Source organism: Streptomyces flavofungini (genome assembly GCF_014650815.1).
GTDB classification, from domain to species: domain Bacteria; phylum Actinomycetota; class Actinomycetes; order Streptomycetales; family Streptomycetaceae; genus Streptomyces; species Streptomyces flavofungini.
This window is the reverse complement of the sequence record NZ_BMVR01000013.1, coordinates 82,841-97,865: the sequence shown is the minus strand read 5'-3', so window position 1 is coordinate 97,865 and position 15,025 is coordinate 82,841. Positions and strand designations below refer to the sequence as shown.

10 protein-coding genes, 1 tRNA gene and 1 pseudogene are annotated in these 15,025 nt (G+C 72.6%); 7 read left to right on the top strand and 5 right to left on the bottom strand.

Translation table 11 applies throughout. The features are described 5' to 3' along the window. The first annotated feature begins 60 nt into the window (after positions 1-60). Positions 61-2,937: a peroxidase family protein gene (locus tag IE274_RS29655; protein ID WP_190118995.1), complete on the top strand. Its 2,877-nt coding sequence runs from the start codon at positions 61-63 to the stop codon at positions 2,935-2,937. Positions 2,938-3,044: 107 nt separating this feature from the next. Here the strand turns inward: IE274_RS29655 and IE274_RS29650 are convergent. Continuing rightward, a tRNA-Leu gene (locus tag IE274_RS29650) sits at positions 3,045-3,132 on the bottom strand. A gap of 179 nt (positions 3,133-3,311) precedes the next feature. Here IE274_RS29650 and IE274_RS29645 point away from each other — a divergent pair. The 3 genes from IE274_RS29645 (at position 3,312) to IE274_RS29635 (ending at position 6,099) form a co-directional block, all read left to right on the top strand. Beyond that, complete coding sequence (locus IE274_RS29645) at positions 3,312-4,655, top strand: M20/M25/M40 family metallo-hydrolase (RefSeq protein WP_190118994.1); 1,344 nt, start codon at positions 3,312-3,314, stop codon at positions 4,653-4,655. A 233-nt stretch (positions 4,656-4,888) separates the two neighbouring features. Then, complete coding sequence (locus tag IE274_RS29640; protein WP_190118993.1) at positions 4,889-5,122, top strand: chaplin; 234 nt, start codon at positions 4,889-4,891, stop codon at positions 5,120-5,122. Positions 5,123-5,277: 155 nt separating this feature from the next. Further along, positions 5,278-6,099 (top strand): chaplin, encoded by an 822-nt coding sequence (locus IE274_RS29635; protein WP_190118992.1) that lies wholly within the window; start codon positions 5,278-5,280, stop codon positions 6,097-6,099. A 193-nt stretch (positions 6,100-6,292) separates the two neighbouring features. On the opposite strand, the gene IE274_RS29630 is transcribed toward IE274_RS29635, so the two are convergent. After that, positions 6,293-6,481 carry a DUF5703 family protein gene (locus IE274_RS29630; RefSeq protein WP_016641768.1) on the bottom strand — a complete coding sequence of 63 codons (189 nt, stop codon included), beginning with the start codon at positions 6,479-6,481 and terminating at the stop codon, positions 6,293-6,295. Positions 6,482-6,528: 47 nt separating this feature from the next. On the opposite strand from IE274_RS29630, the pseudogene IE274_RS29625 reads away from it, so the two are divergent. Next, positions 6,529-7,162 (top strand): annotated as a pseudogene (locus IE274_RS29625) (hypothetical protein); the annotation flags it as partial. Between the two features lie 435 nt (positions 7,163-7,597). Here IE274_RS29625 and IE274_RS39695 read toward each other — a convergent pair. Continuing rightward, positions 7,598-10,576, bottom strand: coding sequence for a helix-hairpin-helix domain-containing protein (locus IE274_RS39695; RefSeq protein WP_229909895.1), 2,979 nt, complete (start codon positions 10,574-10,576; stop codon positions 7,598-7,600). After that, the gene (locus IE274_RS29610) at positions 10,573-11,562 is read right to left on the bottom strand and encodes an aldo/keto reductase (RefSeq protein ID WP_190118991.1); all 990 of its coding nucleotides are present in this window, start codon (positions 11,560-11,562) and stop codon (positions 10,573-10,575) included. Before IE274_RS29610 ends, IE274_RS39695 begins: the two co-directional genes overlap by 4 nt. 220 nt (positions 11,563-11,782) lie before the next feature. Between IE274_RS29610 and IE274_RS29605 the strand changes: the two genes are divergently transcribed. Both IE274_RS29605 and IE274_RS29600 read left to right on the top strand, forming a co-directional pair. Then, a complete protein-coding gene (locus IE274_RS29605) occupies positions 11,783-12,838 on the top strand; it encodes an LLM class F420-dependent oxidoreductase (protein WP_190118990.1) in 1,056 nt (351 codons plus the stop codon). A 340-nt stretch (positions 12,839-13,178) separates the two neighbouring features. Continuing rightward, positions 13,179-13,967: a ferritin-like domain-containing protein gene (locus tag IE274_RS29600; RefSeq protein WP_190118989.1), complete on the top strand. Its 789-nt coding sequence runs from the start codon at positions 13,179-13,181 to the stop codon at positions 13,965-13,967. A gap of 27 nt (positions 13,968-13,994) precedes the next feature. Here IE274_RS29600 and corA read toward each other — a convergent pair whose 3' ends face one another. Further along, positions 13,995-14,993, bottom strand: a complete 999-nt coding sequence (corA, locus tag IE274_RS29595; RefSeq protein ID WP_307822116.1) for a magnesium/cobalt transporter CorA — start codon at positions 14,991-14,993, stop codon at positions 13,995-13,997. Between the last annotated feature and the right edge of the window lie 32 nt (positions 14,994-15,025).

The following is a 15,025-nucleotide window of genomic DNA, read 5'->3' as shown; positions in this document are numbered from 1 at the left end:
TTCCGATCCCGTTCCCCGTCCCGTTCCTCGGTTTCCTCTTCCGTCCGAAGGAAGCGCCCGATGATGTCTCCAGGACAGTCCTCAGGACAGTACGAGCAGAGTTACGAGCGCTACCAGGGCGGCAGCCCCGAAGCGGAGCGCGTTCTCTTCGAACGGCTCGCCCGCGAGCTGATGAAGGTGCAGAGGGTCAACATGCGTGCCGCGAACGCCGGTTCACCGGCCCGCGTGCAGCACGCCAAGTCCTCGCTCGGCGTGGAGAACGCACGCCTGCGCTTCCGCGACGACCTGCCCGAGGAGCTGCGCTGCGGCTACGCCCAGCCCGGCGCCGAGTACCCGGCGACGGTCCGGCTCTCCGGCGCGAGCGGCATCCGGCAGGCCGACGGCGCGCCGGACCTGCGGGGCGCCGCCGTGCGCGTGGAGGTCTCCGCGGACGAGAGCCACGACCTGCTCGCCACCAACTGGCCGGTGTCGCACGCCAAGGACGCCCGCGAGTTCGTCGCCTTCGCCAAGGCCCTCGCCGGTGCCCGCAGCCCGCTGCGAAAGGCCTTCGGCCTGCTCGTCAAACTCCCGCTCGCCGTCGGCCTCACGACCGCGACCCGCATGCGCCGCAACATCCAGGCCGCCACCCGCCACACCGTCAACAGCCTCGCGGGCGAGACGTACTGGAGCCGCGGCGCCACCCTCTGGGGCACCGCCGGACCTGTGCGCTACCTGCTGCGTCCGGCGGGCAGTGCCGTCCCCGCCCCGCGCCCCGACCGCCGCGACCCCAACTACCTGCACCGCGAACTCGCCCACCGCCTCGCCACCGCCGACGTGGCCTTCGAGCTGTGCCTGCAGCGGTACGTCGACGAGACGCGCACGCCCGTCGAGGACGGCGCCGTCGAGTGGCGCGAGGCCGTCAGCCCCGCCGTGCCCGTCGCCCGCCTCACCATCCCCGGCCAGGACCTGGACACCGCCCAGGCCCGCTCGGCCGCGCGGCGCGTGGAGGAGCTGGCCTTCAACCCCTGGTACACCACCGACGAGTTCCGCCCCCTCGGCAACCTCAACCGCGCCCGCAAGGCCGCGTACGAAGCGAGCGCCGCGTACCGCCAGGGCCTGCGCTTCACCACCGAGGAGCCGCTGCGCAACCGGGTCCTCGGCGTGCCCGTGGGCGCCGCCTTCCGGACCCTGAACCGGGCCGTGCCCTGGCACCGGCTGCCCCTCCAGCTGAGCCTGCTCAACCTCGTCTTCCTCCGCAAGGTGCTGCGCCGCTTCAACCTCATCGACACCGACGTGCACGAGGCGCCGCCCAAGGCCGTGCCGGTGCCGCTGCCCCCGGACGAGCGGCTGCGCACGGCCCGCTCCTACGACGGCACGTACAACGACCTGTCCGCCCCCGCCATGGGCGCCGTCGGCGCGGCCTTCGGGCGCAACCTGGCCCCCGACTACCGCCCCGACCTCTTCGACACCCCGAACCCGGTCACGGTCACCCGCCAGCTCCTCCAGCGCGAGACCTTCCTGCCCGCGACCACCCTCAACGTCCTCGCCGCCGCCTGGATCCAGTTCCAGGTCCACGACTGGGTCAACCACCGCCGCCACCCGGCGGGCACCAAGACCGTCGAGGTGCCGCTGCCGCCCGGCTCGTCCTGGCACAACACCCCGGGCGGGCCCGCCGAGAGCGTCATGCGCTTCGCCGAGAACGAGGGCATCCACGTGGCCGCCGGCCGCCCGCCCGTCCTCTTCGCCAACACCGCCTCCCACTGGTGGGACGGCTCCGAGGTGTACGGCGCCGACGAGGCGACCGCGAAGTTCCTGCGCGCCCCCGACGGCGGCGCCGATCTGCGCCTGGAGGAGGGGCACCTGCCCATCGGCCAGAACGGCGTCCCGCTGTCCGGCTTCACCGACAACTGGTGGCTCGGCCTGAGCGTGATGCACACCCTGTTCGCCCGCGAGCACAACGCGGTCTGTACGGCGCTGCGGCAGACGTACCCCTCCATGAGCGAGGACTCCGTCTACCACACGGCCCGGCTCGTCGTCTCCGCCCTCATCGCGAAGATCCACACGGTGGAGTGGACGCCGGCGATCCTCGCCACCGAGGCCATCGACCTCGGTCTGCACACCAACTGGGACGGCCCGCCGGACAGCTGGCTCAACAAGCTCGGCCTGTGGCTCCTCGAAGCCCACTCCCTCACGGGCATCCCCAAGACCCTCCCGGACCACCACGGCGCCCCGTACTCCCTCACCGAGGACTTCGTCACCGTCTACCGCATGCACCCGCTCATCCCCGACGACTACGAACTGCGCGAGCACCACTTCGGCCGCCGCCTGGAGTCCGTCGGCTTCCTCGACATCAACGGCGCCGCGGCCGAGGGTGCCATCCGCAAGACCGGCCTGGCCAACACCCTGTACTCCTTCGGCATCGCCCACCCCGGCGCGATCACCCTGCACAACTTCCCCCGCGCCCTGCAGAAGTTCGAGCGCGAGGGCGAACTCATCGACCTCGCCGTCGTCGACCTCGCCCGCACCCGCCGCCGGGGCGTGCCCCGCTACAACGACTTCCGCGCGGGCCTGCACAAACAGCGCATCCGCCGGTTCGAGGACCTCACCGAGAACCCGGAGACCCTGGCCCGTCTGAAGGACGTCTACCGCTCCGTCGACGAGATCGACACCATGGTCGGCCTGTTCGCCGAGAACCCGCCCACCGGCTTCGGCTTCAGCGACACCGCGTTCCGCATCTTCATCCTGATGGCCACCCGCCGCATCCAGAGCGACCGCTTCCTCACCGTCGACTTCCGCCCCGAGATCTACACCCCCCTGGGCATCGACTGGGTCCAGAAGGGCGGCATGAACTCGGTGATCCTCCGCCACTGCCCGGACCTGGCCGCCCTGCTCCCCCGCAAGGCGAGCGCGTTCGCCCCTTGGCGCCAGGTCCCGCCGACGAACAACGGAGGAACGTAGCGGCGCAGGCCGAGGGCGGCCGATTCCAGCCGGACGGACAGGGCCCAGGCATCCGGACGGACAGGGCCCAGACATGAAGAAAGCCCCTGCGGAGGGGCTGTTCTTACTGGTGTCCGAGGGGGGACTTGAACCCCCACGCCCGATAAAGGGCACTAGCACCTCAAGCTAGCGCGTCTGCCATTCCGCCACCCGGACCGGTGGTCTGTCGCGGTTTCCCGCGGCGACGTGGAAAACCATAGCAAACATTCAGGGGCTCCTGATCACGCTGGTCCCGGGGGTGAACGCCGTGTGACGAGGGGCGCCTGCCCTTGGGTCCGGGCGGTCGGCGCGGGAGGATGGGGAGGGACCCAGAGTGCGACAGCGGGAGGAACAGCGTGAGCGAGCCGACCACGGACGGCAGGGCGGACGGGGCGCGGGCCGTTTCCGGCGAGGACGAGGTCGTCGACCTGTGCCGGGACCTGATCCGGATGGACACCAGCAATTACGGCGACCACTCCGGACCGGGGGAGCGCAAGGCCGCCGAGTACGTCGCGGAGAAGCTCGCGGAGGTGGGGCTCGAGCCGCGGATCTTCGAGTCGCACCCGGGGCGCGCGTCCACGGTGGCGCGCATCGAGGGCGAGGACCCGTCGCGGCCCGCGCTCCTCATCCACGGCCACACCGACGTCGTACCCGCCAATGCCCAGGACTGGACGCACCACCCCTTCTCCGGGGAGGTCGCGGACGGCTGCCTGTGGGGGCGGGGCGCGGTCGACATGAAGGACATGGACGCGATGACCCTCGCGGTCGTACGCGACCGGCTGCGCAGTGGCCGCAAGCCGCCGCGGGACATCGTGCTCGCCTTCCTCGCGGACGAGGAGGCGGGCGGCACGTACGGGGCGCGGTACCTCGTCGACAACCACCCGGACCTCTTCGAGGGCGTGACCGAGGCGATCAGTGAGGTCGGCGGGTTCTCCTTCACCGTCAACGAGCAGCTCCGGCTGTATCTCGTCGAGACGGCGCAGAAGGGCATGCACTGGATGAAGCTGACCGTGGACGGCAGCGCCGGACACGGGTCGATGATCCACAAGGACAACGCGATCACCGAGCTGTCCGAGGCCGTGGGGCGGCTCGGGCGGCACAAGTTCCCGGTGCGCGTCACCAAGACCCTGCGGCACTTCCTCGACGAGCTGGGCGACGCCCTCGGCACCGAGCTCGACCCGGAGAACATGGAGGACACGCTGGCCAAGCTCGGCGGCATCGCCAAGCTGATCGGCGCGTCCCTGCAGAACACCGCCAACCCGACGCAGCTCGGCGCCGGTTACAAGGTGAACGTGATCCCCGGACAGGCGACCGCGCACGTCGACGGCCGTTTCCTGCCGGGGTACGAGGAGGAGTTCCTGGCCGACCTCGACCGCATCCTCGGCCCGAACGTCAAGCGTGAGGACGTGCACGCGGACAAGGCCCTGGAGACCACCTTCGACGGCGCCCTTGTCGACGCCATGCAGATGGCGCTGCAGGCGGAGGACCCGATCGCGCGGGCCGTGCCGTACATGCTCTCGGCCGGCACGGACGCCAAGTCCTTCGACGACCTCGGCATCCGCGGCTTCGGCTTCGCGCCGCTCAAGCTGCCGCCGGAGCTGGACTTCGCGGGCATGTTCCACGGTGTCGACGAGCGGGTGCCGGTGGACGGCCTGAAGTTCGGGGTCCGGGTGCTCGACCGGTTCATCGACGCTTCCTGAGTTCCGGGCGCGTCCGTGTGCGTGTCGGCGCGTGTGCCGGTGCGCATTTCGGTACATGTACGTCCTTCTCTGTGCGCGGGCGCGTGCCGAAACGAAACTCCAATAATCGGCAGCGCGTGCGCAATTGACCGAAAAGAGTGAAAGCAGCCTTCTCCTCGTAGCCCTCAACTTCCTCCTTCGTTACAGGTGGTGCGGTCCGCGGCTGGGACCGCATTTGCCAACTAGGAGGAATAATGATCAAGAAGATCGTTGCCGCTGCGGTAGCCACCGGCGGTCTGGTGCTCGCGGGTGCGGGCGTTGCCGCTGCCGACGCCGGTGCGCAGGGTGCCGCCGTGCACTCCCCGGGTGTCGCTTCGGGCAACGTCGTCCAGATCCCCGTGCACGTGCCGGTGAACGCGTGCGGCAACACGATCTCCGTGATCGGGGTGCTGAACCCCGCCTTCGGGAACTACTGCGTCAACAAGTGACGCCGCTGTGTCTCACCTCGTGAGGGGTCTCATCCCATGAGGGTCTGACGTCTGTCGGCCCCGGAGTGCATGTCATGCGCTCCGGGGCCGACGGGCATTGGGCGCACGGCGCAACGGGCCCGTGCGCATTTCCGGAAGGCAAGGCAGGACAACCTATGCGACAGGTCACGCGCAAAGGCCTGATTACGGTGGCGGCCGCCACCGGCGTACTCGCTGTCACCGGTGGCTACGCACAAGCCGACTCCCACGCCAAGGGCGGCAGTTCGAATTCCCCCGGCGTACTGTCGGGCAATTCCGTTCAGCTTCCCGTGGACGTCCCGGTCAATGTCTGCGGCAATACCGTGAACGTCATCGGGGGCCTGAACCCCGCGGCGGGCAACAAGTGCGCCAACACCTCCGGCTCCCGTCACGGGGGCGGCGGCTACGGGGACGACGACCACGGCGGCAAGCCCTCGGGCGGCGGCTCCACGGCCGACGGCGGCGCCGGCAACTCGCCGGGAGTGGGCTCCGGCAACAGCGTGCAGCTGCCGGTGGACGTGCCGGTCAACGTCTGCGGCAACAGCGTCAACGTCGGCGGCGCGGGCAACGCCGCCGTGGGCAACGACTGCGGCAACGAATCCGGCAGTCACACCGGTGGGAAGCCGCCCACGAAGCCCGAGCACCCGGGCAAGCCCGAGCAGCCCGGCAAGCCGGAACAGCCGGGCAAGCCGCAGGAGCCCGGCAACGGCGTCAAGCCCGAGCAGCCGGGCAAGCCCCATCAGCCCGGGAAGCCTGGCCAGCCGGTCTCGCCCGCGCAGCACAAGCCGGAGCGCCCGGCGGCCGGGCCGAACGTGCCCGAAGCGCACATGATCACGCCGCCCAAGGGCAAGGACCAGCTCGCGCAGACGGGCAGCTCCCTGCCGGTCGGCGTCGCGCTGCCGGTCGGCGCGGGCATGCTGCTCGCGGGCACCGTCCTGTACCGCAGGACGCGTGCCTGAGACCCGGTGGGCGGGCCAAGGCGCTTGCCGGACGCCGGTGACCGGGTCCGGCTCACCACTGGGTGAGCAGCCCTGGTCAAGGTGGCGGGCGTAGGCAGTAGGCGACATCAGGTGAGAACGGAGCGGGCCCCGCGATGGCGGGGCCCGCTCCGTTCTCGCGCCGTCCGCCGGGCACCGGGTGGCCGTAATCGGCTCACCACGTGGCCCTCACCTGGCGGATGATGCGCCGTCTGAGCCGCACCCGCCGACTGCCGTCGGCGTGCAGGCTGAGGCGGTCCAACTCCCAGTGTCCGTACTCTGCGTGGTCGGTCAGCAGACGCGTGGCTTCTTTGCGGGAGACCCCGCGCGGAACGTACACGTCGACAAATTCGTATTCCGGCATCGCATCTATTGTGCGGGCACCGGCCCGGTACGGATAGCGTCTGCACTATGTCTGATGCTGCGCAGCCCACCGCTGCCGAGGTACGCGCCGCCGCCGAGGCGGTCAAGACCGCGCTCGACCGCCACCTTGCGGCGGTCGAACGCAGGTCGGGCGAGGACGATCCCGACGTCTATGAAGCGTTCAACGAGCTGGCCGCCGCGGCCGAGGCGTACGACGAGCTGCTCTACGACCGTTACGACGAGGTCACCCCCTTCGAGATCCCCGGCGCGGAGGACGCCCTGCCGCCGTACCAGGGGCCCGCGGAGCCGAACGCCCTGAGCGTGCTGATCCGGCGGGACTACGCCGTCGCGGAGCCGCAGCGACTGCTGGCCCAGGCCGCGCGGGTCGAGGCCGCGGACGACGACGCCACCGTCGAGTCCGACCGGCTCGCGGGCACCGTGCCGGGCGCGCTCGGCCTGCTCTTCGGCGAGTTCGAGCCGGACGAGATCGCCTCCCGGCACAAGGAGTTCGGCCTGGAGGAGGGCGACTCCACGCTGTGGGTCACCGCCGCCGACGAGCCCGCGGAGCCCGGTGAGTGGCTGGAGACGCCGTTCGACCAGCCCGACGCCCAGCGGGTGGTCTGCCGCTTCGACGTCAGCGCGGTCTTCGACGACGAGACGGACGACGAACTCGACGACGACCTGGACGCCGCCGCGAGCCGCGTGGGCGGCGCCCGCCGGGGCCGGGCCGCGTACACCGGCGTCGACGGGGACCTGGACGGCGCCCTCGACGCGGACCTCGACTTCGATCCGGACGAGGCGGTGTCCTTGGACGAGGTGGATGAGGTCGATGACGTGGATGACGCCGACGAGGCTGATGACGAGGACGACGCCGACGAGGCTGATGACGGCGACGATGGCGTTGACGTGGACGACGTGGACGACGTGGACGACGTCGTTGACGCGGACGGCGTGGAGGTCGTCGAGCGGGGAAGGGGCGGAGGAGCCGCCTAGGAGAGCCGCGGGGAGCTGTTGGGAGGGGTTGACCGGGGCCGGGTCGGCTCGGGTCCGGGCCGTCCCTCCCGGTGAGCGCGGCCCCGGCCCCCTGGACGGGGGTCGGGGCCGCGCCGCGTAGAAGCTAGCCCGCTTCTGTGGGCTGCGGGCGCAGCAGCGTGCGCAGGCGGGTCGTGCGCTCCTTGGCGGGGCGCTCGGCCACCGCCTGGGGCAGGGCCTGGGCGACGCCCTGGACCACGGAGAGATGGCGCTCGGCGCGGCTGAACGCTGTGTACACCCACGGCCGGGTCAGGGCGCCCGCCGCGTCGCCGGGCAGGACCACCACGGCGGCGGGCCAGCGGCGGCCCGTGGCCTGGTGCGCGGTGAGGGCCCAGGCGTGCCGCACGGACTGCTCCACCCGCTCCTTCGGTACGGAGACGGGGGTGCCCTCGCACTCCAGGCGCAGGCCCTGCGCGTCGGCGCCGACCACCCGGCCGAGCGCCGTGCGGCCCGGCACCGGGGCGTAGGCGACGCGGTCACCGGGGTCGAAGCCGCCGAACCGGCCGGGGCCGGGGTTCAGCCGCTCCTTCAGCGCCGCGTTCAGCGCGCGCGTGCCCGCGGCGCCGCCGTGGCCCGGCGTGATCACCTGCGTCTGCCCCGCCGGTACGCCGATGGCGCGCGGCACCGAGTCCGCGACCAGCTGCACCGTGCGGTGGATCGCGTCGGGCGCGTCCCGCACCGGGACGATCACGACCTCCTTGCCGGGCGCCTCGACCTGCGTCAGCTCGCCGACGCCGATGCCGGAGACCAGCTCGCCGATGGGGCCGGGGTCCGGGGTGCGCGAGACGACCTGCGGGCAGCAGCGGGCCGCGAGCAGGTCCGCGAACACCCGGCCGGGACCCGCGGACCACAGCACACCCGGGTCGCCGCTGAGCACCAGCCGCGCGCCGTCCGGCAGCGACTCCACCAGCATCGCGGCCGTCTCCACGTCCAACTGCGGGGCGTCCAGGACCACGAGCAGGTCCAGGGCGAGCGCGCCGTCCGCGTCCCGGCCCGGCCCTTGGCGCCCGGAGAGGAGACCGGCGACGGTCACGGCGGGGGACGCTTCGTCGGTGGCTCCGGCCGTTCCGGCGGCACCGGACGCGTTGGGCGTACCGGCGGCACCGGACGTTCCAGCCGCACCGGCTCCACGGGAAGCATTGGACGTGGTGACCGCACCGGCAGCATGAGCCGCACCGCCCGCGTCAGACGCCGCGGACACGTCGGCCGCACCAGACTCGTCGCCAAGGGCAGCCGCCCCCGGAGCGCCCCCGGAAGCCTCCCCGCGCCTGCCCTCGCCGGGGACGGCATCCGCACCAGCCGACCCGGCCACCGCGCCGGCGGCCCCTTCGTCGGTGCGCCTCGCCGCCGGTACGCCGTCGGCCTCCCCGCCCGCGTGCCCGGCCTCCTGGGCCCCCGAGGCGGCGGCGGATCCGGCCCCCCGGTCGCCCGACGCGGCAGCGTCCCCGCGGACACCGGCCCCGGCGGCGGCCTCTCGGACACCGTCTCCGCCGGCACCCCCGCGAGCCCGAGCCCCCGCACTGCCGCGAGCCCCGGCCCCACCGGCACCGCCACCCAGGCCCTCGGCCAGCCTCCGCTGTCCTTCCGCGCTGTGCGTCGCCGCACACACCCGCAGGCCCAGGGCCCGGGCCGCGGCCACCAGCGCGGTGGGCTCGGCGCGGGCCGCTTCGCCGCCCGTGTGCAGCACGAGGCCGTGCGCGGCCACGGCGCGGATCAGGTCGGCTGCGGAACCCTTGGCGGCGGCCGCCGCGGACTCCCAGTCGGCGGCCGAGGGACCCGAGCCGTCGTCCTCCGACCCCGAGCCGTCGCTCTCCCGGCCCGAGCTCTCGTCCTCGGCATCCGAGCCACCGGCCTTCGTGCCCGAACCGCCGCCCTCCGGCAGTGAGTTCATGACCCGGGCGAGGCCGTCGGCGAGGCTCTCCTCCGCGAGGGCGTACCGCTCCAGGCCGAGCAGGACACGGACCGGCGTCGCCGCCTCCTGGCCGTCCTCGGTGTCGTCGTCGGCCGGGACGGGCGGCGCCGGGGCGGCCTCGGGGACCTCGTCCAGCGCGTCCTGGAAGACCAGCACGTCGCCCTCCGCGACGGCGGACTGCACCGCGTCGTCCGGCTCCGGCACCCCGCGCTGACCCAGCGCCGCGGTGAGCGCCGACGATTCGAGCGCCGTGTGCCCGGCGAGCGCCGCCTGTTCGAGCAGCCACACCGTCAGCGCGCTGCCCCTGCGTTCGTCACCGGGACCGCAGTCCGGGCCGAGCAGCGCCCGCGCGAACCCGTCGGCCTGCTCGGGCCGCACCCCGGCCACACGCAGCAACTGCCACGGGTCCGCCCGCAGGGCACCCTCGGCGCCCTCACCGAGCACGGCCGCGGCCCGGGCCGCCAGCGCGGCGGGCGCACCGCCCTCGGCCAGCACCGCCGCCACCGCCTCGACGGTCTCCGGCGCCGCCTCGACCACCCCGACCGGGGCGTCGGGCACCGGCCGCCGCACGGGCTCGGGCGCGGGCGCGGGCCTGCGCGGTGCGACCGGCGCGGGCTCCCGGAACGCCGACGCGACGGGCTTCTCGCCGCTCTCCACGGCCCGCACCGCCGCCAGCAGGTCGGCCGCCGTGCCCTGCAGCTTCGCGCCCGCCTCGACGGGACCGCTCTTGGTGGCCTTGCGCTGCTCGATGCGCTCCCGCAGCTCCCGCTGGGCCGTGAGCTCGGCCTCGGCTTCGGACACGGCCTCGGACACGGCGGCGTCCCCGCCGCCGTCCGCCTTGCCGTCCTTGTCCTCGTCGCCACCGGCCTCGGCACCGCTGCCCTCGGCGTCGTCCCCAGCGACCTCAGCGGCCTCGGCGTCCCCGGAAGCCTTGGCAGCAGCCCCCTTCGGGGAGGCCGCGTCAGCCGAGGGGCCTGAGTCGTCCGAGTCGGCCGAGTCATCCGGGTCGTCCGGGCCCGGGTCCTGCCCGGTCTCCCCGACGGCCCCCTCCGGCGCGGCCCCGCCGCTCGGCGCTTCGTCGGCGGCGGGGCCCGCTCCGGCCTCCGGGGCCTCGGGTTCGGCGACCTCCGCGGCAGCGGACTCCGTACTCACAGCGTGCTCCAGTCCTGGTCTGGGTAGCGGTGCACGGGCGCTGACACATCGTCGAGCGCCTGGCAGATCTCGTCAGGAAGACTAAGGGTCTCCACTGACAATGCGGCCGTGAGCTGCTGCGCGTTGCGCGCGCCGACGATCGGGGCGGTCACTCCGGGGCGGTCGCGGACCCAGGCGAGCGCCACCTGCAGCGGCGTGACGGCGAGGCCGTCGGCCGCTATCGCGACGGCGTCCACGACCCGCCCGGCCGCGTCGTCCAGATACGGCGCGACGAACGGGGCGAACTGCTCGGAGGCGCCGCGCGAGTCGGCCGGGGTCGCGGTGCGGTACTTGCCGGTGAGGACGCCGCGGCCGAGCGGTGACGACGGCAGCAGGCCGACGCCCAGGTCGAGGGCGGCGGGCAGCACTTCGCGCTCGACGCCGCGCTGCAGCAGGGAGTACTCCATCTGCGTACTGGCGATGCGGGTGCGGGTGCCGGCCGCGGCGAGCTGCCAGGTGGCGGCCTTGGCGAGCTGCCAGCCGCTGAAGTTGGAGACGCCCGCATAGCGCGCGCGGCCGCTGCTGACCGCGATGTCCAGGGCCTGGAGCGTCTCCTCCAGGGGCGTGCCGGTGTCGAAGGCGTGGATCTGCCACAGGTCCACATAGTCCGTGCCGAGGCGGGCCAGGGAGGCGTCGAGCGCGGACAGCAGATGGCCGCGCGAGCCGTCGAAGCGGCGGTCGGGGTCGGGCACGCTGCCCGCCTTCGTCGCGATGACCAGATCGCGCCGCGGCACCAGGCGTTCGACGAGTTGTCCGAGGAGGTATTCGGCCTCCCCGTCGCCGTACACATCCGCCGTGTCCACGAGGGTGCCGCCCGCCTCCCAGAAGGCCTTCAGCAGGTCCGCGGCGTCGTTCTCCCCGATCTCGTCGGAATGCCCCCACGTGAGGGTGCCGAGCCCGATCCGGGACACGCGCAGACCTGTTCGGCCGAGATGCCTCTGCTCCATGGCCGCGAGATTACTGGCCATGCCTCAGCGCTGGGTGTGCGTGTGGACAAAGCAGTGCCTGTGGACAACTCATGAACCCGTACGAGCAACAGCCCCCGGCCCGGCCCGACACCCGCCGCACGGGCCGGGACCGCCCCGGCGTCCCGCCCCTGACGGATCGCCCGCCCGCGCGCTACAGTCCCCGAACAGGCACGTTACTCACGGGTAAGGGGATTCGGCCATGCAGCTCGGGATCAACCTCGGCTACTGGGGCGCCGGGATGGACGCGGACAATCTCGTCGTCGCGAAGGAGGCCGACAAGCTGGGCTACGCGGTCTGCTGGGCGGCCGAGGCCTACGGTTCGGACGCGGCCACCGTGCTCTCGTGGGTGGCGGCCCAGACCGAGCGCATCGACATCGGCTCGGCGATCTTCCAGATCCCCGCCCGCCAGCCCGCGATGACCGCGATGACGGCGGCCACCCTCGACTCGCTGTCCGGCGGCCGGTTCCGGCTCGGGCTCGGTGTCTCCGGGCCGCAGGTCTCCGAGGGCTGGTACGGCGTCAAGTTCGACAAGCCGCTGGCCCGCACCCGCGAGTACGTCGAGATCGTGCGCAAGGCCATGACCCGCGAGCGCCTCAGCCACGACGGCGAGCACTGGACGCTGCCGCTGCCGGGCGGTCCGGGCAAGCCGCTGAAGCTGACGGTGCATCCGCAGCGCGAGCAGATCCCGCTGTACATCGCCGCGATCGGGCCGAAGAACCTGGAGCAGACCGGCGAGATCGCCGACGGCGCGCTGCTGATCTTCCCGGCCGCCGAGCACCTGGAGGAGACCGCGCTGCGGCACCTGCGGGCCGGGCGCGAGAAGGCGGGCAGGACCATGGACGGCTTCGACGTGGTGCCGACGGTGCCGCTAGCCCTCGGCAAGGACGCGGACGTCGACGCGCTGGCCGACATGTTCCGGCCCTACACGGCGCTGTACGTCGGCGGCATGGGCAGCCGGAAGCAGAACTTCTACAACCAGCTCGCGCAGCGCATGGGGTACGAGAAGGAGGCCGCCGAGATCCAGGACAAGTACCTGTCCGGCGACAAGGACGGCGCGGCCGCCGCCGTACCGCGCTCCCTGATCGACTCCACGACCCTGCTCGGCTCCGTGGACCGGATCGCCGACCGGATGCGGGCCTACGCGGCGGCCGGCGTCACCACGCTCACGCTGGCGCCCGCCGGATTCACGCTGGACGAGCGGCTGGCCTCGCTGCGCGCGGGCACCGAGGCCCTGGAGCGCGCCGGGGTCGCGTAGCGGCGGACGGGTGCACGCGAGAACGACCGGCGCGCGATGATGTGGCGCGCGCCGGTCGTAACGGAGATTTCTGCGGCCGTGGTGGGGGCTCGGGGGTCTTCCCCGCCACGGCCGTCATGGAGCACAACGCCGCGACGAGCCCTCCGGTTACGGCCCCGGGGGCTTCCCGTCGCCAGCCGTCCGACCGCCTCACCCGGTGCGTCCGGCGGCCCCTTTCGGCCCTGCGTGTCCTTCTTTCGGCCGAGCTGTCGCATACCCGTGTTGCCCGAGAGTGCGCTGAGCCTTTGACTCGTTCTTTGCGGAAGTCTGTGTGGTCAGTGACGGCATGGAGGTGCCTGCGATGCTTTCGGCCCGGAGTCTCTTCCAGGAGATCCTCGACAACGACGAGTCGTTCCGGCTGTTCTGCTCCATCGCGGCGAGCGGAGAGTCCCAGGGCGGCTGGGAGAACGGGCGCATCGCCGCGCTCGTCCCCGACAGCCAGCGCGCGCTGGCGCCCAAGATCGTCCGGCACGGCGCCGACGAGGACAAGCACGGGCGGATCTTCAACGCGCTGCTGCGCAAGCGCGGCCTGGAGCCCGTCGACGTCCCCGCCGCCACCGACTACACGATGCTCCTGGAGCGCCGCGGCATCGGCCTCGCCCACGAGAAGCTCCGCGCCGACCAGCCGCTCACCGAGCAGGACATCGTCACGTACCTCTCGCACAGCCGCGTCACCGAGCAGCGCGCCGCCGACCAGATGGTGATGCTCCGCAAGTACTTCGGCGCCGACCCCGAGGTCGGCAAGGCCGTGAAGATGATCTCGAACGACGAGGACAACCACCTGGCGTACTGCCACGAGGAACTGCTGCGCTTCGCCTACGCCGGGCACGGCCGCACCATCCAGGGCACCCTGCGCGCATGCGCGCTCGCCGAGATCGCCGTCTACCGCGACGTCAGCCTCGCCGTGATGGAGCGGATGGGCCGCATCCTGCGCTGGTCCCCGGTGAAGTCCAGAACGCTCGCGGCGGGCATCCACGGCATGTACGCGTACGAACGCGCGGGCGGCTGGCGGCGGATGGTGTCCCTGAAGATGCCCGAGCGGCGCGACGCGCTCGGCGGACCGGCCACCTCCGCCGCGGAGTTCGCCTGACCACCCGCCGCCCGAGGAGGGCGCTCGCTACAGCCAGCCGCGGCGCTTGAACAGCCGGAACAGGCCCACCTCGAGGGCGGCCATCAGCAGGATCACCGCCGGGTACGCCCACCACCAGTGCAGCTCCGGCATGTGCTCGAAGTTCATGCCGTAGATGCCCGCGATCATCGTGGGCACCGCCGCCATGGCCGCCCACGCGGAGATCTTCCGCATGTCGTCGTTCTGCCGCACGCTCATCTGCGCCAGATGCGCCGACAGGATGTCCGTCACCAGGCGGTCCAGGCCCTCCACGGACTCGTTCACGCGCAGCAGATGGTCATGGACGTCCCGCAGGTACGGCTGCGCGGACTCGTCCACGAACGGCACCGCGCGGCCGAACGGGCTCACCCCCGCGAGGCGCGCCAGGGGCATCGCCAGCGGGCCCGTGGCGCGCCGGAACTCCAGGATCTGCCGCTTGAACCGGTAGATGCGGGACGCGGTGTTCCGCGAGCCGCCCCCGTCCGGCGAGAAGACGTCCGCCTCCAGGACCTCCAGGTCCGTCTGCAACTCCTCGGCGACCTCCAGGTAGTGGTCGACCACGGCGTCCACGATGGAGTAGAGCACCGCCGTCGGGCCGTGCTCCAGAACGTCGTGCTCCGCCTCCAGCTGGTGGCGTACGGCGCTGAGCGGCGCGCCCTCGCCGTGCCGGACGGTCACCACGAAGCAGTCGCCCATGAAGATCATGAGTTCGCCGGACGACACCGCGTCGCTGGCCGGTTCGTACACCACCGGCTTCAGGACCACGAACACCGAGTCGTCGTACACCTCCAGCTTCGGCCGCTGGTGGGCCTTCAAGGCGTCCTCGACCGCCAGCGGGTGCAGCGAGAACTCCTTGGCGACCTGATCGAACTCGTCCTCCGTCGGCTCGTACAGGCCGATCCAGACGAACGCGTCACCGACCGCCCGCGCCGCGTCCAGGGCGTCGGAGAGGTCATCCGGGCCCTTGATGCGACGCCCGTGCCGGTAGGTGGCGCAGTCCACGATCACGCTGCGCATTCTTCCGGGGCTCGCCCCCTGCC

Excerpts from the sequence above, each read along its gene's own strand:
- IE274_RS29655 (WP_190118995.1), top strand. The coding sequence starts at position 61 with ATGATGTCTCCAGGACAGTCCTCAGGACAGTACGAGCAGAGTTACGAG.
- IE274_RS29640 (WP_190118993.1), top strand. The coding sequence starts at position 4,889 with ATGATCAAGAAGATCGTTGCCGCTGCGGTAGCCACCGGCGGTCTGGTG.
- IE274_RS29635 (WP_190118992.1), top strand. The coding sequence starts at position 5,278 with ATGCGACAGGTCACGCGCAAAGGCCTGATTACGGTGGCGGCCGCCACC.
- IE274_RS29630 (WP_016641768.1), bottom strand. The coding sequence starts at position 6,481 with ATGCCGGAATACGAATTTGTCGACGTGTACGTTCCGCGCGGGGTCTCC.
- IE274_RS29610 (WP_190118991.1), bottom strand. The coding sequence starts at position 11,562 with ATGGAGCAGAGGCATCTCGGCCGAACAGGTCTGCGCGTGTCCCGGATC.
- IE274_RS29605 (WP_190118990.1), top strand. The coding sequence starts at position 11,783 with ATGCAGCTCGGGATCAACCTCGGCTACTGGGGCGCCGGGATGGACGCG.
- IE274_RS29600 (WP_190118989.1), top strand. The coding sequence starts at position 13,179 with ATGCTTTCGGCCCGGAGTCTCTTCCAGGAGATCCTCGACAACGACGAG.